Annotated in this window: 22 protein-coding genes and 1 pseudogene; 7 read left to right on the top strand and 16 right to left on the bottom strand. The window is 52.3% G+C overall.

Features of this window, described 5'->3' with window-relative positions; genetic code table 11:
* Positions 1-2: 2 nt before the first annotated feature.
* Entirely contained in the window at positions 3-761 is a 759-nt protein-coding gene (gene tam / locus QMN93_RS07495) for a trans-aconitate 2-methyltransferase (RefSeq protein WP_048981351.1), read from the bottom strand.
* 383 nt (positions 762-1,144) lie between these two features.
* Between tam and QMN93_RS07490 the strand changes: the two genes are divergently transcribed.
* Entirely contained in the window at positions 1,145-1,627 is a 483-nt protein-coding gene (locus QMN93_RS07490) for an acyl-homoserine-lactone synthase (protein ID WP_323619665.1), read from the top strand.
* A 169-nt stretch (positions 1,628-1,796) separates the two neighbouring features.
* Here QMN93_RS07490 and QMN93_RS07485 read toward each other — a convergent pair whose 3' ends face one another.
* Positions 1,797-2,489, bottom strand: coding sequence for a LuxR family transcriptional regulator (locus tag QMN93_RS07485; RefSeq protein ID WP_023311808.1), 693 nt, complete (start codon positions 2,487-2,489; stop codon positions 1,797-1,799).
* 302 nt (positions 2,490-2,791) lie between these two features.
* Positions 2,792-3,376 (bottom strand): NUDIX domain-containing protein, encoded by a 585-nt coding sequence (locus tag QMN93_RS07480; RefSeq protein WP_064672509.1) that lies wholly within the window; start codon positions 3,374-3,376, stop codon positions 2,792-2,794.
* Between the two features lie 86 nt (positions 3,377-3,462).
* Between QMN93_RS07480 and QMN93_RS07475 the strand changes: the two genes are divergently transcribed.
* Positions 3,463-4,236, top strand: coding sequence for a DeoR/GlpR family DNA-binding transcription regulator (locus tag QMN93_RS07475; RefSeq protein ID WP_182383975.1), 774 nt, complete (start codon positions 3,463-3,465; stop codon positions 4,234-4,236).
* Positions 4,237-4,274: 38 nt separating this feature from the next.
* Here QMN93_RS07475 and QMN93_RS07470 read toward each other — a convergent pair whose 3' ends face one another.
* The 5 genes and pseudogenes from QMN93_RS07470 to QMN93_RS07450 form a co-directional block, all read right to left on the bottom strand.
* Complete coding sequence (locus tag QMN93_RS07470) at positions 4,275-4,637, bottom strand: DUF4406 domain-containing protein (RefSeq protein WP_193139283.1); 363 nt, start codon at positions 4,635-4,637, stop codon at positions 4,275-4,277.
* A 149-nt stretch (positions 4,638-4,786) separates the two neighbouring features.
* The gene (locus tag QMN93_RS07465) at positions 4,787-5,158 is read right to left on the bottom strand and encodes a VOC family protein (RefSeq protein WP_064672511.1); all 372 of its coding nucleotides are present in this window, start codon (positions 5,156-5,158) and stop codon (positions 4,787-4,789) included.
* 87 nt (positions 5,159-5,245) lie between these two features.
* Entirely contained in the window at positions 5,246-5,674 is a 429-nt protein-coding gene (locus QMN93_RS07460) for a DUF4354 family protein (protein WP_064672512.1), read from the bottom strand.
* Between the two features lie 37 nt (positions 5,675-5,711).
* On the bottom strand, positions 5,712-6,155 hold the full coding sequence (locus tag QMN93_RS07455; protein ID WP_182383567.1) for a PACE efflux transporter: 444 nt from the start codon (positions 6,153-6,155) through the stop codon (positions 5,712-5,714).
* A 533-nt stretch (positions 6,156-6,688) separates the two neighbouring features.
* A pseudogene (locus QMN93_RS07450) lies at positions 6,689-6,950 on the bottom strand (alpha/beta hydrolase); the annotation flags it as partial.
* Between the two features lie 149 nt (positions 6,951-7,099).
* Here QMN93_RS07450 and QMN93_RS07445 point away from each other — a divergent pair.
* Positions 7,100-7,672, top strand: a complete 573-nt coding sequence (locus tag QMN93_RS07445; protein ID WP_249421944.1) for a hypothetical protein — start codon at positions 7,100-7,102, stop codon at positions 7,670-7,672.
* A 138-nt stretch (positions 7,673-7,810) separates the two neighbouring features.
* Entirely contained in the window at positions 7,811-8,272 is a 462-nt protein-coding gene (locus QMN93_RS07440; protein WP_249421945.1) for a hypothetical protein, read from the top strand.
* Between the two features lie 42 nt (positions 8,273-8,314).
* Here QMN93_RS07440 and silA read toward each other — a convergent pair whose 3' ends face one another.
* From silA to QMN93_RS07420, 4 genes are read right to left on the bottom strand one after another with little or no spacing between them, the layout of a single operon-like run.
* Positions 8,315-11,455 (bottom strand): Cu(+)/Ag(+) efflux RND transporter permease subunit SilA, encoded by a 3,141-nt coding sequence (gene silA / locus QMN93_RS07435; RefSeq protein WP_193139979.1) that lies wholly within the window; start codon positions 11,453-11,455, stop codon positions 8,315-8,317.
* A 10-nt stretch (positions 11,456-11,465) separates the two neighbouring features.
* A complete protein-coding gene (locus QMN93_RS07430) occupies positions 11,466-12,716 on the bottom strand; it encodes an efflux RND transporter periplasmic adaptor subunit (RefSeq protein ID WP_193139286.1) in 1,251 nt (416 codons plus the stop codon).
* An 11-nt stretch (positions 12,717-12,727) separates the two neighbouring features.
* On the bottom strand, positions 12,728-13,069 hold the full coding sequence (cusF, locus tag QMN93_RS07425; RefSeq protein WP_182383572.1) for a cation efflux system protein CusF: 342 nt from the start codon (positions 13,067-13,069) through the stop codon (positions 12,728-12,730).
* Between the two features lie 28 nt (positions 13,070-13,097).
* The gene (locus tag QMN93_RS07420; RefSeq protein WP_182383573.1) at positions 13,098-14,483 is read right to left on the bottom strand and encodes an efflux transporter outer membrane subunit; all 1,386 of its coding nucleotides are present in this window, start codon (positions 14,481-14,483) and stop codon (positions 13,098-13,100) included.
* 162 nt (positions 14,484-14,645) lie between these two features.
* Here QMN93_RS07420 and QMN93_RS07415 point away from each other — a divergent pair, with 162 nt between their 5' ends.
* The gene (locus QMN93_RS07415; protein WP_087822596.1) at positions 14,646-15,329 is read left to right on the top strand and encodes a copper/silver response regulator transcription factor; all 684 of its coding nucleotides are present in this window, start codon (positions 14,646-14,648) and stop codon (positions 15,327-15,329) included.
* The gene (locus tag QMN93_RS07410) at positions 15,319-16,773 is read left to right on the top strand and encodes a Cu(+)/Ag(+) sensor histidine kinase (protein WP_182383574.1); all 1,455 of its coding nucleotides are present in this window, start codon (positions 15,319-15,321) and stop codon (positions 16,771-16,773) included. The genes QMN93_RS07415 and QMN93_RS07410 overlap by 11 nt, the downstream gene beginning before the upstream one ends.
* 3 nt (positions 16,774-16,776) lie before the next feature.
* On the opposite strand, the gene QMN93_RS07405 is transcribed toward QMN93_RS07410, so the two are convergent.
* Positions 16,777-17,682 carry a LysR family transcriptional regulator gene (locus tag QMN93_RS07405; RefSeq protein ID WP_048974778.1) on the bottom strand — a complete coding sequence of 302 codons (906 nt, stop codon included), beginning with the start codon at positions 17,680-17,682 and terminating at the stop codon, positions 16,777-16,779.
* Positions 17,683-17,799: 117 nt separating this feature from the next.
* On the opposite strand from QMN93_RS07405, the gene QMN93_RS07400 reads away from it, so the two are divergent.
* On the top strand, positions 17,800-19,200 hold the full coding sequence (locus QMN93_RS07400) for an MFS transporter (protein WP_193139288.1): 1,401 nt from the start codon (positions 17,800-17,802) through the stop codon (positions 19,198-19,200).
* Positions 19,201-19,239: 39 nt separating this feature from the next.
* Here the strand turns inward: QMN93_RS07400 and QMN93_RS07395 are convergent, their stop codons facing one another.
* From QMN93_RS07395 to QMN93_RS07385, 3 genes are read right to left on the bottom strand one after another with little or no spacing between them, the layout of a single operon-like run.
* Positions 19,240-19,725 carry a type VI secretion system tube protein TssD gene (locus tag QMN93_RS07395; RefSeq protein WP_023311839.1) on the bottom strand — a complete coding sequence of 162 codons (486 nt, stop codon included), beginning with the start codon at positions 19,723-19,725 and terminating at the stop codon, positions 19,240-19,242.
* Positions 19,726-19,745: 20 nt separating this feature from the next.
* Positions 19,746-20,180, bottom strand: coding sequence for a hypothetical protein (locus QMN93_RS07390; protein WP_193139290.1), 435 nt, complete (start codon positions 20,178-20,180; stop codon positions 19,746-19,748).
* Entirely contained in the window at positions 20,158-20,550 is a 393-nt protein-coding gene (locus QMN93_RS07385) for a polymorphic toxin type 44 domain-containing protein (RefSeq protein WP_032668456.1), read from the bottom strand. Before QMN93_RS07385 ends, QMN93_RS07390 begins: the two co-directional genes overlap by 23 nt.
* Positions 20,551-20,686: the final 136 nt, after the last annotated feature.

Below are 20,686 nucleotides of genomic sequence, written 5' to 3'. Positions count from 1 at the left end.
CGTCAGGGCTGGCGTTGCGCCACAATAAACAGCCGCGGAAAAGCGAGCAGTATCTGCCCATTTTCCTGGAGCGGATACTGCTCTTCCAGCAGTTCATGGTAGCGTTTCAGGAAACGTTTCTGCTCGCTCTCGTTAAGTTCCTGGAGCCACGGGCGCAAGCCGGTGGCGCTTACCCAGTCAATAATGGCCTGGTGCGAGCTCATTTTATGGAAATAGGTTGTCCGCCAGATATCCACGTCACAGCCCGCCTCGGACAAGATATCGTAGTAGGCATGCACACCCGGGAGAGGTTCGCGGCCGCGGTCAGGGTAGTCTTGTTCCAGCGCCACTTCGCGCATCGCCACATGAGTAGGTTCAAGCCAGTTGTCAGGCATCTGGATTGCTAATACGCCGTTAAGCGTGAGTAAAGAAACGAGATGAGGCAGGAGATCGTAATGGTCAGGAACCCATTGCAGCGAAGCGTTGGCATAAATCAGGTTCAGCGGCTGGCCAGGCTTATACTGGCGGATATCGGCCTCAACAAAATGGCAGTCAGGCAATGCGGCTCTTGCTTCCTCAAGCATTGCAGGGGAGTTGTCGACCCCGGTAATGTGCGCCGAAGGCCAGCGATGCTTCAACAGCGCGGTGCTGTTTCCCGGCCCGCAGCCTAAATCAGCGATGGTGGAGACCTCATCCAGAGGAATTCTGGCGAGCAGTTCAGCGGCAGGACGCGTTCTTTCCGCGCCGTACTGCAGATAAAGAGAGGGATTCCAGTCGGCCATTTTGATTCTCCGTTTAGCATGCTTCTGCAAGAGTAGCACAGCATTAAGAACAGAGATAATAGGAGAAAAAATAGAAAAAGGAAATATTACCCCTTAAATACTTAAGGGGCAATACTTTAATTGTAATTATTTTATGATTATCGTTTTTTAATATTTTATCGGCTAAGTGCTTCTTACGCTCTGTACCCGAAACTATAAATATTAGATAATCATGAATGGATATATCCCTGGTGTTTCGTAGGTCTTTGACCTCCTGGCCACTGAGTTTCACGAGGACTTAGTGGCCGGGTACTTTTTAAGTATAAGGAATACCATGCACAATGAAAGCTGTCCTAAAAGACAGGGGATAATAGTTTCAGGTGTTATTATCAGGAATAAGAGCAATGAATTCTGTTATTGAGTTTTTTTTGCATGATTACGATGATTTACCGTCAGCATTAGCCCGCGAACTCTTCCGACTCAGGAGAAAAACCTTTCGGGACCGACTCGACTGGAAAGTTGAATGCGTTGAAGATATGGAAAAGGATCGGTTTGACAACCCAAACACGACATACTTGCTGGGTATGTATGAGGGACAGTTGTTATGCGGCGCACGATTCATTAACTCGACGCATCCGACGATGATAAGCGAAATCTTTCACAATTATTTTGACGAAGCCATTATTTTCCCGGCAGATGTTCCCTGCTGTGAAATTAGCCGTTTATTTTTAGATAAAGAAACGCGAGACTCCGCAAGTCTGCAGGGCGTGCCCGCCAGTAAGGCATTGTTTCTTGCGATGAATATGTATTGCATAAAGCAAAAATACCATGGAATGTACGCAGTCGCCAGTCGCGGTATGTATGCCATATTTCGCCATGCGAACTGAAAGTTGAAGTTATTCAACGCGGTGTTTCTGAAAAAGGGGAGGTTATTTACTATATTTATATGCCTGCCAGCATCAGCATTATTGAAGACATTATTAGCAAAGATAAATCCAGTCACTGGCTTCGCGAAATGCTGGAGCATTTACGCCACTTATAACCAGTGGCTGAGGCTCAGTCGTCCAGTAAACGTAGTTCTGTTCCAAGCTTTATTGCGTGTCTGGCATTATTCACACCGAGCTTTTTCATTACATTTCCCATATGGAACTTAACGGTGCGTTCAGCAATAGACAAAATAACAGAAATTTCTGCGTAGGTTTTCCCGGCGCTGACCCATTTAAGGATTTGTCGCTCACGTGGCGACAGAAAAACATTCTTTTTCTGTTGATGCTGGCTATACAGATTGAGTGTCTTCTGATGCAGTTGAACAAGGAAGCTTAGAAATTGTGGCCGATATTTTTCTATATCAATACCAGAATGCTTAGGACTGATGACGGATAAGACGACAAGATTATTCAGATAGTCATGCAGAGGAAAAGTCTGTCCCTGGTAGATATCATACTGGACGCTTTCGTTGAAAATGCGCGTCAGGTTATAACCATCCGACAGAATGACATCACTTTCCCAGAAAAAATCTTCAACACAGCGCAAAGCCCGAATGATAACAGGGTCAATGAACTGATATTTCCTGTCGAGGTAGATATCAAACCACTCGGGGCTGTTATTGATTATCCGCATCTGGGAAGGATCTTTCTTGTTCATAATGGCGTAGGCGAAGACGATCCCTTTGAAATCCTCAAAAAACGCGTCCAGCTCACTCTGAATTAGCGTATTGATCGCTATGTCGTTGTAATATGTATCCTTCACGTGAGTTGCTTGCCTCCTGTTCGAGTGGAGGAGCAAGTATAATATGCTTCGTTATCTGTAGCGAGTCGCATTTTAATCCAGCCAACAGATAAGACAGGCTACCTCAACTGGTAGCCTGATCAATGTGTGGCATTTCTAATGGTAAATACAGATGACTCGGCGAATTTTTGAAGATTTTGTCAAATCCCGAAATAGTTCACTAAATATAGTAGGCTGCAAAATTTAGGAGGTTTTCCGCTTTACATTTGAGTAGTGGACAAGCGTACCGACCCAGATTCAAAATCAGGATTTTAACCAGCAGTCTACATAATGCCTTTAAGAGCAATATGATAAAGCAGCATGATGGTTTTACCGTCGACAATCTTGCCTGTTTCAATGCCGCGTAATGCCTCTTCAAGCGTCATTTCCAGCACGTCGATATCTTCTCCCTCAGACTTGATCCCGCCGCCTGCGCCGGTTCTGTCTTTCGGCTGATACTCGGCAAGATAAAAATAGAGTTTTTCCGTGACGGAGCCCGGGCTCATATAGGCTTCAAAGATTTTCTGCACGCTCGAAACCTGAAACCCTGTCTCTTCTTCCGCTTCTGCTTTTATGCGGCTTTCGGGATCCATGTTGTCCAGCAGTCCCGCCGCGGCTTCGATTAAATCGTCCTCATGGCCGTTGATAAAGACGGGAAAGCGGAACTGGCGCGTCAGGATCACCGTTTTTTCCTCACGGTTGTAGAGAAGAATAGTCGCGCCGTTGCCACGGTCGTAGACCTCCCGTTGCTGTCTTTGCCATTCGCCGTCACGGCGCTGCAGGTCGAAGGTGTATTTTTTAAGGTTGTACCAGTTATCTGACAGGGTTTCACTGTCAATGATGCGCACATCTGCACGTTTTGATTGCACGTTTGTTCCTCCTTACGTAGAGTAATTATCATAAACAGCATTATCGTGCACTTTCAAGATAAAACATGCAACATCAGGAATTCATGATGCTCACCAGTCAGCGAAAAAAATTGATCCTCGAAAAGCTCGGCGCAGAAGGTCAGGTCCAGTCAAAAGCACTCAGCGTGCTCTTTGACGTTTCTGAAGACACCATTCGGCGTGATTTACGCGAGCTGGCGGCAGAAGGGCGTTTACAGCGGGTTCACGGCGGCGCGCTGCCGTCATCTTCTGCTATTGCTCCCTTTGCCGAACGGCAATCCGTGAAGATGGATGCAAAAAAGAGGGTCGCCCGGAAAGGGGCACAGCTGATTTCATCAGGGCAGGTGGTGATCGTTGACGGCGGCACGACAACTTCGGAGCTGATTACGTTTTTCCCTCCAGACCTGCGCATCACGGTGGTTACGCACAGCCCTAGCATCGCCCTGGGGCTCGTGGATCATCCGTCCATCGAGGTGATTCTGATCGGCGGTCGCTTGTATAAGCACTCCATTGTTGCGGTTGGCGCTGCAGCGATCGAAGGCATCGAAAATATTCATGCAGATCTTTTCTTTATGGGCGTGACCGGGATCCATCCTGAGGCGGGGCTGACAACCGGCGATTTCGAAGAAGCGTGCATCAAACGTGCATTTTCCGGCAGAGCTGCGGAGACGGTCGTCCTGGCTTCTCCGGAAAAGGTCAACACAGCGTCTTCGTTTGTGATTGGCGATGTGTCATCGGTGAACACCATCGTCGTTGAAGACAATACCGATCGGGACTGGATCCGCGCGGTATCGGAAAAGGGGGTATCCGTCGTGTTGACCTCAGAGAGTGACACTCTGTGATAGCCAGCCTGTGCTCACAGGCTGGCTGGCGGACTGCCTTAAGCCTCAGGAATATTCTCAAGTGCGGTATAAACCTTCAGGCCATATTTGCGGGCGACCTCAATGTCCATATCGGCACCTTTAGACGCACCGGCAATACGATAAATGGCATCACATTTAGCTATGAGCCGGTGAGCAACGGGGTACAGCATCGCTTCACTGATTTCATCACCAACCGCTTTCGATCCTACGGCTTTTGCCAACGGCAAAGCCATCCATTCGCCAATGACCGGGATGTGACCCCGCTGGTAAACGGCTAGTGCTGCGCTTTCGAGACGCGCCAGATTCTCATCAATGCGTGCCTGAACGCCTTCGGTTCCGCTGCGATAGGGGCCAGCAATTAAAATCAGCTGTTGTGTCATAGGTACCTCTGTCAGTGTTATTGCATGAAGTTGCACGTTTACTGCCGATACCATACGGGATTGTGGCCGCGTTATGAAATACTTTCGCGCATTATCGTGCAAAAAGATGCATTACAGATCATTTAATCGCTTCTGACAGAAGGGCTGAGCTACTGACTTTCCGGCGCATGGCACACCGCCTCAATATTGTGGCCATCGGGCGAGATGACAAACGCGGCATAGTAATTTTCACCGTATGACCTCAGCCCCGGCCCGCCGTTATCACGCCCACCGGCGCGCAGGGCGGCATGATAAAACGCATCGACCTGCTGGCGCGTGTTGGCCACAAACGCCAGATGCAAAAGGGCAGGTTTTTCTTTTGTCTGAAAAAGACAGAGCGAAACATCGCCTGAACTCATTTCGACACCGTAGTCTGGCGTGCCTTCATCGATGAGTTCTACACCAAGCGGCTTAAGCGCATGGAGGAAGAAGGTTTTACTTTTTTCATAATCACTGACGCCGAATTTCACATGATCGAACATGGTTCCTTCCTTTATGAGATGGAGAAATAACCAGTATAGAAGGAGAGGGGGGCGACCATACGAAAGAACGTGTCAATGTGACAGTCATCAATTTATGCAGTCTTTTCCGATGCCGAAGCGGACAAATGGCATATTTAAAACGTCAGGATTTGAGCTGGAAAAATAGACCAGTCCGGTTCTGTTGTCCCTTGGGTTGTATTTTTTCAGCATTTCAAGCTCAATGCCGGTGCTCATAAATGTTTTTCCGTTTTTATCAAACAGGAAGAAACACATCTTATTTTCTTTGCCCGGCTCAATACTTTTACCCGACGCGTTATCAAGCGTAACCTTGTAGCTAACCATATATTTTGCTTCGCCCGTTGTACTGTCCCATTGGCTTCCCTGAGACTCTTTTTGAGCGAAAATGGTTATCCCGTTGAGCTTGTCGTCATGGCTCTCTTTCTGAGCGGCCAGAGCCGTCCCGGCGGCGGACACCGCTAACGCAAGACTAATTCCTTTAGTCAGGAGACTTCGCATTTTTCTTCCTCTTTATTTTTACATTGATCTACTATAGCTATAACGCCTTACGTTTCCGTCCAACGAACGTCCAGCGCAGGTAGTCGTAAAGCCAGTTAAACAGCATCGTATAGGGCAGGAAAAACAGCACCAGACCAATCTCAACAAAAAATGCCTCAGCCACGGTCAGGTTCAGCATAACCATTGCCACAGGGATTAAGGAGATGATAAGTCCCGTTTCAAAACCAACAGCATGGATTGCGCGAACGAGAAATGTCCGTTGAAACTGATGTTTTTTCTGCAGGGAATCAAAGAGCTTATTAAAAATAAAATTCCAGACCGTTGCGGTAAGTGCAGATATCACGGACAACGAGCCTGACTGAAGTACCGACACGTTCATCAGCCAGGCGAGTGACAGCGCGATGATAACGTTGGCCGTCACTTCAAAAATGACAGCATGGAAAACTCTCTCTTTAATACTTTTATTTAATTCGATTTCCATTTGCTTACGACAGCGTTTTTCAAAAGCTGAAGTATATCAGACATTTTTCAACCCTTTCTAAACGTGCAGGTTATGTTAAATACAGCCCAGGCCCGCTAGTGTAGAACGCACGGCCTCGGTAAGAGGGGTCTGCGGTTCATGACCTAAAAAGGCGATCAGTTTTGAATTATCCATCTCTATTGAGTTCATCCCGCCGCGCCAGCAGAGCCGCAACGGTATCGGCGACATCCGGCAGATAAGCCCACTTATTGATGAGTTATTCACCCATACGCTTGTCGGTTTCGATAATTTAACGCCCTTTATTTTACAGGCACTTAAACAATACCCACAGCCAGGCCCAACGTGCCCATAAGAATCCATAAGAAGCCAGATTTCTTCTGAACCCACGCTGGTGCGCATAATGTATATTATGTTAAATACGATATGGACATCAGAGAATAAGCCATAAACCGTTCAGTCAAAACCCTCATAGTTGCCTTCCCTCTCACACCAATGCAGTGACCCAAAGGTCACTGCATTGGTTACTGAGGAAGTTATCTTTTATTCAGATATTTATTGAAGAATGCCGTGATGTTATCGAACGGGATCTTATCCATACGATCATATAAATCGACATGCGTGGCATCTTTAACAACCAGAAGCTCTTTTGGCTGATTTGCCGCTTCATAAGCCGTTCTGAAGAGGTAAAGCGAATGCGCTTTTTCGCCATGAATGAACAGGATTGGACGCGGAGAAATTTCCTTAATGTAAGTCATCAGCGGGAAATTCATGAAGGACATCGGAGTTGGTTATGGACATCGAAACTCAATGAAGGTGTATACAGACTACCATCCCGTCATCAACATGCTCCATCAAATGACCAATTTCGTTGATGAGATGTCTGGCACCATGCTCCGTTAACAATACTAGTTACGCTTGTTATGGCGTTTGGTGCCGGTGCGGCAGTGCCTTTTACCGCTGGCGGGTCCGGTGTGATTGCCGCGATTAGCCTGTCCGGTACGCTGGCAACTGGCGCACAATGCATGATTGGCGCGGGCCGTCTGCTGGCTATCCATAACGATCATGGTTCCGATGTTGCCTGGCTCGACAGCCAGGACTGGTATGTAGCTACCACGACGGTTCTGGATGTCATTTCGCTGGCTGCGGCAGGAACGGCGCTGCGAGGTACTTTAGAAACGTACAAGCTGATGAAAGCGGCATCCTCAAGTAAAGTTACCGCCTGGTTCCAAAGCCTGAGCCGTGCTGAGCGTAAGCGCATCACGGAAGAGATCATTAAAGCGCAGAATCCAGGTATTTCCAGCGCCGGCGTGAAGGCAGCGATCCGCGCAGGCGTCTACCCGAAACGTTTCCCCAGTGAATCATTACAAAAATCACTGCAACGTGAGCTGATGAGTGCCGTGAACAACGCATCGGCCTTTGTGGGCAGTTCACTCACGGGGACGATCCGCAATCCTCAAAACACCGTCCAGTCCGGGCGCTATGTAGTCGGTCTGTTGCAGTCATTTTCGCCTAACTAAACGCTGAGTATTCAAATGGTTAAAGTTTTTTTCCGCCGCCTGCAACACTGTAACGAGGTGGCTACCAGCATAAGCAATGCCTCCCCGACACAGCTGCAACAGCTAAAGACTCAGTTGGCTGTAGAAATGGGTAAACCTGTGGGTCTACACACCATGGGGATTCCGGCGGCGATCAGTACCCTCGGGGTGATTGTCAGTTTCGCTATTCCTCAGCTGTGGCTGGGGTATGGTGTACTCGCCGGACTCAACCAGCCGGCGGAACACGTATTCGTCTGGGTTGTCCTGATCGCCCTTCTGTTCGCTGGCCTTAACGGCGTGACGATGTTTATGATTGGCAAAGGCAGCATGCGCGCCGTGAGGTTACACCTTACGCTGGCGGTGATAAGCCTGGTATTAACGGCAGCCTATCTGCTGGTCGCGCTGAGCGGTAGCGCAGCTCCGGGCGTCAGTCTGACCGCGGCGCTAGTGAGTATCGGCATGCTACTGCTTAGCGGCAGCTGTATCCTTTCAACCGCCTTCTATAAGATGCTGCTGTTTACTCTGCATAATCGTGCCTGGCGCAAGCTTCTCAACCAGACGCGTGCTAAAACAGCGCGCTAAGGGTTCATCCCGTAAAAAACCCGCCAGCGATGGCGGGTTTTTTTATGGCTTTTTATGCCTGCGCAGCCAGATTAACTTGTACGCCGCAGGAATAATAAACAGCGATAACAGCGGTGCAGTGATCATCCCGCCAATCATCGGTGCCGCTATCCGGCTCATGACCTCTGACCCTGCCCCCGTTCCCCAAAGAATGGGCAGCAGACCGGCAATGATCACCGCGACAGTCATGGCCTTTGGCCGCACGCGCAGCACGGCGCCATGGTAAAGGGCGTCATCAAGCCCCTGTTCGGTGAACGTGTCCCGATGGGACAACGCCGGCTGAGCCTCAACGGCATGACGCAAATACATCAGCATGACTACGCCAAATTCTGCCGCCACCCCGGCCAGGGCGATAAAGCCGGTGCCGGTTGCCACAGACATATGGAAGCCCTGCCAGTAGAGGAACCATATTCCCCCGACCAGGGCGAACGGCAGGCTCATCAGGATCAGCAGCGCTTCATCCACGCGGCGGAACGCCAGATACAGCAGAATGAAGATAATCATCACCGTCATCGGCACCATCAGCTTCAGTTTCTTGTTGGCGTGCTCGAGGAGCTCAAACTGCCCGGAGAATGACACGCTGGTACCCGGCCTCAGCTTTACGTTCTGACTGATGGCCGTCTTAATGTCGTTCACCACCGACACCATATCCCTGCCGCGGGCATCAATATAAATCCAGCTCGCAGGCCTGGCATTCTCCGTTTTCAGCATCGTGGGGCCGGAAACCACGTTGATATCTGCCACATCGCCCAGCGTGATCTGCTGTTTCATCGGCGTCAGGATCGGCATCTGCTTCAACGCGTTCGGGCTGTTCCGGTAGTCCTGCGGATAGCGGATATTAATCGGGTACCGGGCGACGCCTTCCACCGTTTCCCCCACCGTCGCCCCGCCGATGGCCGAGGAGACGAACAGCTGCACATCGCCCACCGTCATCCCGTAGCGCGAGGCTTTTTCCCGGTTGATATCGACATCAATGTAGCGCCCGCCCTCCAGACGTTCAGCCAGGGCAGACACCACGCCCGGCACCGTTTTGGCTACCGCCTCGATGCTCTGCGCCGTGGCGTCGATATCCGACAGAACGGTACCCGACACCTTGATACCAATCGGGCTTTTGATCCCAGTTGAAAGCATATCGATGCGGTTACGAATCGGCGGAACCCAGAGGTTCGCCAGGCCGGGCAACCGAACGGTCTTGTCGAGTTCGTCAATAATCTTGTCAATCGTCATGCCGGGACGCCACTGATCCTCAGGTTTGAGCTGAATCGTGGTTTCCACCATTTCGAGCGGCGCGGAATCCGTTGCGGTCTCAGCCTTACCCGTTTTACCAAAAACGGAGGCCACTTCTGGCACGGTTTTGATTAACTTGTCCGTGGTCTGCAACAGTGCGGCCGCTTCTGCCGGAGAGACGCCCGGCAACGTTGACGGCATATACAGCAGATCGCCTTCGTTGATCTTCGGTAAAAACTCGCCGCCCACCTGGCTGAGAGGCCAGATCACCGTGAAGATGGACAAGGCCGCAACCAGCAGGGTTGTTTTTGGCCAGCGGAGCACCTTAATCAGTAGCGGATGGTAGGCTTTAATCAGCAGCCTGTTCAGTGGGTTACTGGTCTCAGCGGGAATCTTACCCCGGATCCAGAACCCCATCAGGATGGGGATAACGATTATAGCCAGCGCAGCCGCCCCCGCCATGGAGTACGTTTTGGTGAAGGCCAGCGGACCAAACAGCCGCCCTTCCTGCCCCTCAAGAGTAAAGATGGGAATGAAGGACAGGGTGATAATCAGCAGGCTGATAAACAGCGCGGGGCCAACCTCGACAGAGGCGTTGGTAATCACCTTCCAGCGCGTGGCGTTATCAATCTGTTCTCCCGGATGCTGGAGATCCCACTCTTCCAGCCGTTTGTGCGCGTTTTCAATCATGACGATGGCGGCATCCACCATCGCCCCGACGGCAATGGCAATGCCTCCCAGCGACATAATGTTGGCGTTCAGCCCCTGGAAATGCATGACGATAAAGGCAATACACAGGCCAAGCGGCAGAGAGATAATCGCGACCAGCGCAGAGCGGACGTGCCACAGGAACAGTGCGCAGACGATGGCCACCACGATAAACTCTTCGAGCAGCTTGGAACTCAGGTTGTAGATTGCCCGATCGATGAGCTGGCTGCGATCGTAGGTGGTCACAATCTCAACGCCTTCCGGCAGGCTGGCCTTCAGCGTCTCCAGCTTATCTTTCACCGCCGTGATGACTTCACGCGCATTTTTACCCGAACGCAGGATCACCACGCCACCCGCAACTTCCCCCTGCCCGTTTAATTCGGCAATGCCGCGGCGCATTTCCGGACCCGTTTGTACGCGGGCAACATCGCGAAGGTAAATCGGTACCCCGTTCTCGCCGGTTTTCAGGACGATGTTATTGAAATCGTCCATCGTCTGCAGATAGCCGCTGGCCCGGACCATATACTCCGCTTCCGCCATTTCAACTGACGATCCCCCCGCCTCCTGGTTAGACGACTCAAGGGCCTGCTTAACCTCCGGCAGGCTAATGCCGTACTGAGCCAGTTTTAACGGATTGACCTGGATCTGATACTGCTTCACCACGCCGCCGACGGAGGCCACTTCGGCCACGTTAGGAATCGTTTTCAGTTCAAATTTCAGGAACCAGTCCTGCAACGAGCGCAACTCTGCGAGATCGTGTTTTCCGCTGCGATCCACCAGCGCATACTCAAATATCCAGCCCACGCCGGTGGCATCAGGACCGATTTCTGAGCTCACGCCGGCAGGCAGCTTGCCCTGAACCTGGTTCAGATACTCCAGCACGCGCGAACGGGCCCAGTACAAATCGGTGCCGTCTTCAAAAATGACGTACACGTACGAATCGCCAAACTGCGAAAAACCGCGCACGGTCTTTGCGCCGGGAACCGACAGCATGGTGGTAGTCAGTGGATAGGTGACCTGGTTTTCAACAATCTGCGGGGCCTGGCCGGGATAGCTGGTTTTGATAATCACCTGAACGTCAGAGAGGTCGGGCAAGGCATCGACTGGCGTGTTAATAATCGTCCATGTGCCCCAGACGCTGAGGAACAGCGCCCCCATCATGACCAGGAAACGGTTGGCGACCGACCGCCGGATAATCCATTCAATCATCATCGTCTCCTTAATGGCCAGAATGCACGTCGTCAGCGGCTTCAGCGTGACGCATGCGCTCCAGCGCGCCGGTAATATTGGCCTCCGAGTCAATCAGGAACAGACCGCTGACCACTACCGACTCCCCTTCTTCCAGTCCGCTACCAATGCCGGACTGCTGCTGAGATTCATGCAGAACGTGGATCCTTTTCGGTACAAATTTCCCGTCCGCATCGACGGTAATCACGCGCTGTTCTTTACCGGTATCGATAACGGCCTGGGAAGGGATCAGCAGCATTTCCTGACTTTGAGTATTCAGCTTCAGGTACGCGTTCATGCCCGGTTTCAGCAGCTCATCCCTGTTAGAGACCTGCAGGCGCACCTGCAGCGTACGGGTGGTTGGATCCACGCTCGGCAGAAGACTCCATTTATCAACCGGGAATGATTTATCCGGATAAGCCGGTATCGAAACCGCAAACTGCGAGGTCTCTTTCAGCAGATAAGCAATGGATTCAGGCACTGCCGCGCCGATCCAGACCGGATCCATCCCCTGAATTTGCGCCACCACCTTATCTTTGGAAATATTCATGCCGGTACGCAGATCAAAGGCCGTGATCGCTCCGTCGATCGGCGCCCTGATGGTAAACCGGGTCTGAATAGTGCGGGTCGCACGCAGCCTCTGAATATCCTCATCCGGCATACCCGCCAGCCGAAGCCGTTCCAGAACCCCTTTGATTTGCGTCGGCGTTCCGCCGGTGCCGGATAACAGCAGAAACTCGCTCTGCGCCTCTACCCAGTCAGGAATGGTTATATCAACGAGCGGCGTGCCTTTCTTCACCTTATCGCCCGTCGTCAGCGGGTACACTTTTTCCACAAAGCCTTCCGCGCGCGCCTGCACAATGACAAACTGATAGTCGTTATAGCTGACGTTGGCCGGGATCGTCTGGGCATAATTCAGCGTTCCGCGCGTCACCTTTTGCGTTTTTAATCCCAGGTTCTGAACCTGCGTCGGGTCAATACGGATACCGGCACTGCTTTTATTGGCGTTTTCATCCGCATATTTCGGTACCAGATCCATATCCATAAACGGCGATTTGACGGGCTTATCGAATTTAACGTCGGGCTTCATCGGGTCATACCAGAAAAGCACCTTTCTTTCAGAGGCGCTATTTTCTGTTTTTTCAGATGAATGAAGCGCCTGCCATGCCGTCACCGATATCAGCCCTCCCGCAATAAGGCTGCTGACTATCACGGCGGCATATTTTATTTTTACTGAGGCCATGCCGCGTCTCGCTATTTAATGCTCTTGAGTAAAGAGAGATTGCCCTGCTGAACAAACGAGAAATTCACGTGGTTACCGATTTTTAAGGCATTAATACTCTCGTCAGCCTGAATAAAGGTAAAACGCATGGTCATCGCGGGCCAGCCAATTTCCGGGATCGCTTCATGGGAAATCGTGACTTTTTTATTCGTGAGATCAATGTCTTTCACGATGCCGGTTCCCGTGATGACCTGCTCTGAGGTCCCTTCGCTGGCAGCACTCATCATCTCGTGCTGATGAACTTCAGCCTGGAGGCCGGCAGAAAACACAATGGAGATTGCACCAAATACAACGGCCTTAAGTGAATTGCGCATGGTTATTTTCCTGTTTAATTAAATAAGATTATTCGACCCAACCGCCGCCGAGCGCGGTGAAGAGATTAATTTCATTAACCTGCCGGGCATAAATAAGGTCGAGAATATTTTGCTGGGTAGAGAAAAGAGAACGCTCCGCGTCAAGCACTTCGATATAGCTGACCGCGCCGCTGGAATATAACCCTCTGGCACGTTGAAGCGTGATGCGGAGCGAATCCAGATACCGCTGTTGTGCAGCAAGCTGCTGGTTAATGCTGTCCCGCAGCGCGAGCGCGTCGGCAACCTGTTTAAAGGCGGACTGAATTTTTTGTTCGTAATTAACCACCGACTGCTGCTGGCGAATTTCGGCCAGCTTCAGGTTGGCCTTATTTCTGCCCGCATTAAAAATAGGAATTTCTATTTTAGGAATAAAATTCCACATCCCGCTCCCGGACGTAAAGAGGCTGGACAACTCCGTGCTGCCGGTTGAAAGCCCGCTGGTCAGGGAAATAGACGGGAAAAAGGCGGCGCGCGCCGCACCGATATTCGCATCGGCCGCTTTAAGCTGATACTCCGCCTCCATAATATCCGGGCGTTGCAGCAGTATCGAGGAGGATAGATTAGGCGGCAGTTTGACCGGCGCAACGTCGCTGGCGTTCATGCCGCCGTCGCCCGGCAGCGCGCGATACGTGCCGAGGACCAGCTGCAGGGCATTATTGGCCTGAGCCAGCTCCCCCTCTCTTTTGGCAATCTCTGCCTGCGTGCTTTCGATCTGTCCCCGGGCCTGTTCCAGCGCCAGGACGTTCGTACTGCCCGTCACCAGCTGCTGCTCAACGAACGCATAAGACTGCCGGTAATTTTTCAGTGTATCCTGCGCGATACGCAGCTGTTTATACGCCAGCTGCTGGTTGAAGTAGCTCTGGGAAACGTTAGAGACGAGCAGGATATGCACCGCGCGACGGGCCTCTTCGCTCGCGAAAAAGTTTTGTCGGTCGGCCTCGCTCATGTTCTTCAGCTTGCCGAAGAAATCGAATTCATAGCTAAGCGTAAGGCCCGCGTCGTACTGCTGCGCGGTGGGTTTGTCACTTTTCAGCCCGCCGCTGTACGTGATGCCCGAGGAGGCATTCAGCTGAGGGTAGCGATCCGCATCCGTCACGTTGAACTGCGCCCGGGCCTCTTCGACCTTCAGGGCGGCCATTTTCAGATCGCGATTGTTCTTCAGGGCCTCCGTAATCAGCCCGGCAACCTGAGGGTCGACGAAAAAGTTGCGCCAGCCGGTGTCCTGATACCCTGCCGCCGCGGGCGTCAGGCCGTTACGGGAGAGCGAAAACTGCCGGGGGACAGGTGCCTCCGGCCGCTGGTACTCCGGGGCCAGCGAGACGCAGCCTGCCAGAATAAATACCGTACTGATGCTTAGTCGTTTTAACAGGAACATAACGGTTCAAATAAAGTCCAGAGTAGTTTTAGGGCTACTCTACGCAACGCATTCTGTTTGACGGGTGACAGGATAATGACAATGTTGTCATTTTTAGCGTAAGTCATTGTTAACGGCGGTACGCTCACTAGAATGTCATCAGCAGCCAGTCAGGGGAGCACGATGAAAATACTGATCGTCGAAGACGAAATGAAAACCGGTGAGTACCTGAGTAAGGGGCTGACTGAAGCAGGATTTGTGGTGGACCACGCGGATAATGGCCTGAACGGCTACCATCTCGCCATGACCGCTGAATACGATCTGCTGATTCTGGATATCATGCTGCCCGATGTGAACGGCTGGGACATTGTCCGCATGCTCCGCTCTGCGGGAAAAGGAATGCCCATCCTGTTACTCACGGCTCTCGGCACGATTGAACACCGGGTTAAAGGGCTTGAGCTGGGCGCGGATGACTATCTGATTAAGCCATTCGCTTTTGCCGAGCTGCTCGCCCGGGTGAGGACGCTGTTGAGACGCGGAAATACGGTGATCGCGGAAAGCCAGCTTCAGGTGGCGGACCTGACGGTTGACCTCGTGTCGAGAAAGGTAAGCCGGGCCGGAAGCCGCATCTCGTTAACCAGCAAAGAGTTCAGCCTGCTGGAGTTTTTCCTGCGGCATCAGGGAGAGGTGCTTCCCCGCGCCCTGATTGCCTCCCAGGTGTGGGACATGAATTTTGACAGCGACACAAACGCGATTGACGTGGCGGTAAAGCGGCTTCGCGCGAAAATCGATAACGATTTTGAACCGAAGCTAATCCAGACGGTGCGCGGCGTGGGCTATATGCTGGAGGTGCCGGATGCGCGTTAAGCTTCCCGGGCGCCCTTTTTCGCTTGCCCTGCGGCTGACCTTTTTTATCAGTCTCTCCACGATACTGGCCTTTTTCGCCTTTACCTGGTTTATGCTGCATTCCGTTGAAAAGCACTTCGCCGAGCAGGATGTCAGCGACCTGCAGCAAATCAGCACCGCGATGCACCGCATCCTGCAGTCTCCGGTCGATCCTGACCAAAAGAAAATCAGCAAGATCAAAGAGTCGATCGCCAGCTATCGCAACGTAGCCGTCCTGCTCCTGGATCCGCAGGGCAATACCCTGTTCAGCTCGGCGCAAGGGGCAACACTGCGCCCTGCGATGAACGCGGCGGACTTCAGCGAACACCGCCGCGCGCAGGATGTGTTTCTCTGGACGGTTGAAGACTCTGCCGCAAACATGCACGCCGGGTCCGACATGAAAATGGAAACGTACCGGATTATCGCCTCTTCAGGCACGGCGACGCTGCAGGGCAAAACGCAGGGCTACGTGATGCTGATCGGGCTCTCCATCAATTTTCATCTGCACTACCTTGAGGCGCTGAAAAAGAATCTTCTGGCGATTGCCGCGGCGATCAGCCTGCTGATTATTCTTGTCATTCGCATCGCGGTTCGTCAGGGACATTTGCCCCTGCGTAACGTCAGCAACGCCATTAAAAATATCACTTCAGAAAACCTCGACGCGCGGCTGGAGCCGTCCCGCGTGCCCGTTGAGCTGGAACAGCTGGTCATCTCCTTCAACCATATGATCGAAAAGATTGAAGATGTCTTTACCCGTCAGGCGAATTTTTCCGCCGATATCGCGCATGAAATCAGAACCCCCATCACCAACCTGGTGACGCAAACGGAAATCGCGCTGAGCCAGAACCGCTCGCAGAAAGAGCTGGAAGACGTTCTGTACTCCAGCCTTGAAGAGTTCAACCGGATGACCCGGATGGTCAGCGACATGCTTTTCCTGGCGCAGGCGGATAATAACCAGCTCGTCCCTGACCGGGTGGTGTTTGATTTAAGTGCGGAGGTCATGAAAGTCTTCGATTTCTTCGAAGCCTGGGCGGAAGAACGCAACGTTACGCTGAAATTTAACGGGATGCCCTGCCTGATAGAAGGCGATCCGCAGATGTTCCGAAGAGCAGTAAATAATCTGCTCTCCAATGCCCTGCGCTATACGCCAGCCGGGAAAGCGGTGACGGTCTCCATCAGAGAACAGGATAGCGACGTTGAACTGATGATAGAAAATCCCGGTAAGCCGATCCCGCAAGAGCACCTGCCAAAGCTGTTTGACCGTTTCTATCGCGTCGATCCGTCAAGGCAGCGCAAAGGCGAAGGCAGCGGGATCGGGCTTGCCATCGTGAAGTCCATCGTCTCGGCGCACCAGGGAAAAGTCCGCGTGGAATCGGATGCGGCATCGACGCGCTTCATCCTCATCGTGCCGGGAAAAGTGGCCTGAGCGTCAGCGCACGGCCCGACACACTTCCAGTACCTTTTCCCTGAGCCAGCGATGCCCCGGGTCCCTTTCCATGCGCGGATGCCACATCTGTGACACCGTAATGGTCCGGGTTTTAAACGGCAGTTCAAAGACGTGTACGCGCTCGTTCATCGGCTGATTGAGCAGGTACAGCGCCGGCACCATGGCAATCAGATCGGACGCCAGCGCCACGGATAGCGCCGTTGGAAATCCGGGCACCACGCTGGCGACCTTGCGCTTCATCCCCCGTTCCGCCAGCGCGTCATCGACAAACCCGTGTAGCGATCCGTCCGGCGAGGCCACCACGTGGCCCCACGCGACATAATCGTCAAGGCTGACGTCAGGCCGTAATGACAGCGGATGTCCCTTACGCACCGCGCCAACAAACCGATCCTGAAAGAGCCGTTGCAGCCGTATTTCCGGCCCCATATTGCTCTGCACGCCGATCTCCAGGTCGACCAGCCCTTCGCGCAAATAGCGCGACGTTTTTTCAGGTTTTGGCGAGAAGCGGATGCACACCCCGGGCGCAACGCTCGCCACCGCCGCAATCAGCAGTGGCCCAAACGCCACCACAAAACCGTCGTTGGCTCTGATGGTGAACAGCCGCTCGAGACTTTCAACCTTCAGCGCGTCGGTGGAGGGCTGTAGCACTGCCCTCGCCTCATGCACGGCAGTTCTGGCGCGGTCCCGCGTGGCTTCGGCCCAGGGCGTCAGCACCATATGACGACCGGCCCGCACCAGGATAGGATCGCCGGTCACCTCCCGCAGCCTGCTCAGGGTGCGGCTCATGGCGGAAGTGCTGAGGTTCAAACGTCGCGCCGCGCCCGCCACGCTGGCTTCGGCCAGCAGAACGTCGAGCGCAACCAGAAGGTTAAAGTCAGGATCGGACACGGTGACTCCTAAGAGAAGGCGTTATATGCAACGGTTAAGTGCAGCTGATGCGTCTTCCGCCCTGTATACCGCATGCTTATAGTTTCGTCATCACTATTCTTATGCGGAGTAACGACGATGACGCTATTTTCAAACCTGCCCGGCGATGAAGGCTTACCCGGTCATGAACGCGCCCGGGTCATGGCCGCCGTCATGACCACCACGCTGATGGGCGTCTTTGACGGCACCATGATCAACATCGCGCTGCCCTCCATGGCAAGGGCGATGCAGGTACCCGCGAACGTTGCGGTCTGGTTCGCCAACGGTTACCTGCTTTCAGCGGCAATGACGTTAGCCATCTTCGCGGCGCTGGCGGCGCGCGTGGGCTATCGCCCGGTGTTTCTTGCCGGGCTTGCCACCTTTACGCTCACCTCGCTCGGCTGCGCGCTGGCGGCCACGCCAGAAATGCTGATCGGCATGCGTATTTTACAAGGCATCGGCGGCGCGGCCACGCTGAGTATCGCCCCGGCGATCCTGCGCTCCGTTTTTCCGGGTCGACTGCTTGGCCGCATTCTGGGGCTGCACGCCCTGCTTATCGCCTCCAGCACGGCGATTGCCCCCGTGCTGGGCGGAACCATACTGGACGCGCTGAGCTGGCAGTGGCTGTTCGCCATTAACATTGTTCCGGGCAGCGTCGCCCTGCTGCTGGCGTGGCGGGCCTTGCCGCGGGAAACGGCCGTTGACCGCTCGCCCTTTGACGCGCCGGGCGCCGTGCTCTCCGCCGTGCTGTTAGGTTCAGCAATCATGCTGGCCGACAGCCTTCAGCACGTGACGCAAAACATCAACCAGACGGCCACAGGCTGGGGGCTGCTCGCGCTGGTCAGCGCCCTCGCCTTTATCTGGCGGATTCGGCGCGCGCGAAGCCCCATCCTGCCGCCCGTCATGTTTAAAAACGGACGCTTTACCCTCGCCGCCCTGACCTCGCTGGCCTCGTTTGTCAGTCAGGGCATCACCTTTGTCGCGCTGCCGTTTCTGTTTCAGAGCGTGTATGGCTACAGCCCGGTGGTCTCTGCGCTGCTGTTCACCCCGTGGCCGATTGGCATCGTGCTGATCGCGCCGCACGCGGGACGCTGGGCAGATACGATTTCCGCGCCGCTGATCTCGACAATCGGGCTGATGATTTTTGTCGGTGGGCTGGTCCTGCTAGCGACGTTGCCGGAAAATCCTTCCGCATGGGATATCAGCCTGCGCAGTCTGGTTTGCGGGATTGGGTTTGGCTGCTTCCAGAGCCCCAATAACCGGGAGATGCTCTCTAACGTGGCGCGGGAGTATGCCAGCTATGCCTCCGGCGTGTTGTCTATTGTGAGGACATTCGGCCAGTGTCTCGGCGCCGCCGTGGTGGGCGTACTGCTTGCGACGGCCGGATCAGACCATGACCGGGCCGTGCATTTTGCGCTGTGGATAGCCGTGATAGCCTCAACGGGATCGGTGTTGTTTAGCGTGAGTCGTCTGCGCCCTGCGGTTCGGGCATCAGCGTAAACTGTTGCAGCGCCTTCCGGCGCTGCTCGTTTATAACGCCTACGCTGTAAGGCGTTCATTCCACGCATCAGTGTATTGAATATTTCCGTCCAGGATTTTCCATGTGATTTTTGCGTATCGCAAAGATACATTTTCCAGGTGACCAGTACCGGGACAATCTCTTGTATCATGCATAACTGGAGTTATTGAAATGACTTTCACACCTTCCATAAGAATATTGAAGTATTCCACTTCCTGGCCAGCATCATTGATGTGATAGAACTTTAATTCAGCACTTTGAAGCGTTTGACCTGTAGCCACTGCTTTGTATAGATAGGGTGAAGATGAATCAATTGCTTTTGTTAAACTGAAAGCTGAGTGTTGCCTTGTACCTGTAAGTTTACCTGTTGCCTCATCTGTTGGAATGCTCAGGTTATGGATCAGATCTCTAAGCTCTATGCTTCCTTCACGGTCTGCAACATCAGAACCGCCACGGATCATTGCTCCACCATCGTCTTTCAAAAAGAGGTGTACTGGTACAGCCATTTCAAAACTCCTTATGCTAATTAATCTCTTATTCCATTTGCTATGAGGTTAATTACAGGCATGATCGCTACACCATCTGCATAGAACAGATCCGAATTAGTGAATGAATAAACCTTACCTGTGATTTTTATATTTACCGTGTTCCCATAAGCAGAAGCTGTAACATTGCTTGTATTGGCTTCAAGGAACGGCGATCGATCTTTAAGGGCCTTCATAATGTTCCCGCTTTTGTCTTTATCTAAATAGAAGCGGTAAATATCCGACACCGTAGCTCCTCCGTCATCATACTTTGTTATGTACAGTGTGACGGTATCAGATAGTTTCTGTTTGCTGACAAAGCTATCGTGAGGAGGTGCATTAAAATAATATTGATATGTCAGAAACCCGCAAACAACGATCAATAAAATCGTTGTGAGTAAACAATGAAGCCGTTTAATAACCGTGTTTCTTTGCATATTCAATCCCTTGACTTATCCAAAACTGATCGTGAGGATCATCCCCATATGGCGGTTTTTGATACCAGTGCCCCCATTTCTTTTTGGAGGTTTTAGCTCTTTCCTGCGCCCATCCTGCCCCCATCAATAACGTTTCTGATGGTATCCCGGCAGCATAGCCAGCCGAACCATAATTGAAGTTACCAAAGTTCGCTAACTCAGGGTGTCCCTGCTTGTAATCCCAAGGCCCCTTATTTCTTACTTTTTGATAAAACCAAAGATAGGTTGTAGGAATAGCCATATTTCTACTCATACCATGCGCTCTTGCAATCCTCATGTTTGCTAATGCAAGCGCGATTCCTTCTTTTGGTAACAAAGGTATAACAGCCATATTAACCATTCTTTTCACATGGATATATGACCACGTATCGTACACTTTTGCGATAGTAAAAAAGATATCTGTTTCGAGACAAATGACGGAAAAATAACCGATTAAGATATTAATCGCATTAAAAATCAAAGAAATT

Origin of the sequence: Enterobacter sp. R-1.6.2 (genome assembly GCF_035064085.1) — a bacterium.
Classification (GTDB): Bacteria; Pseudomonadota; Gammaproteobacteria; order Enterobacterales; family Enterobacteriaceae; genus Enterobacter; species Enterobacter asburiae_B.
The sequence above is the reverse complement of the archived record's forward strand: the minus strand, read 5'-3'. Positions and strand labels throughout refer to the sequence as shown.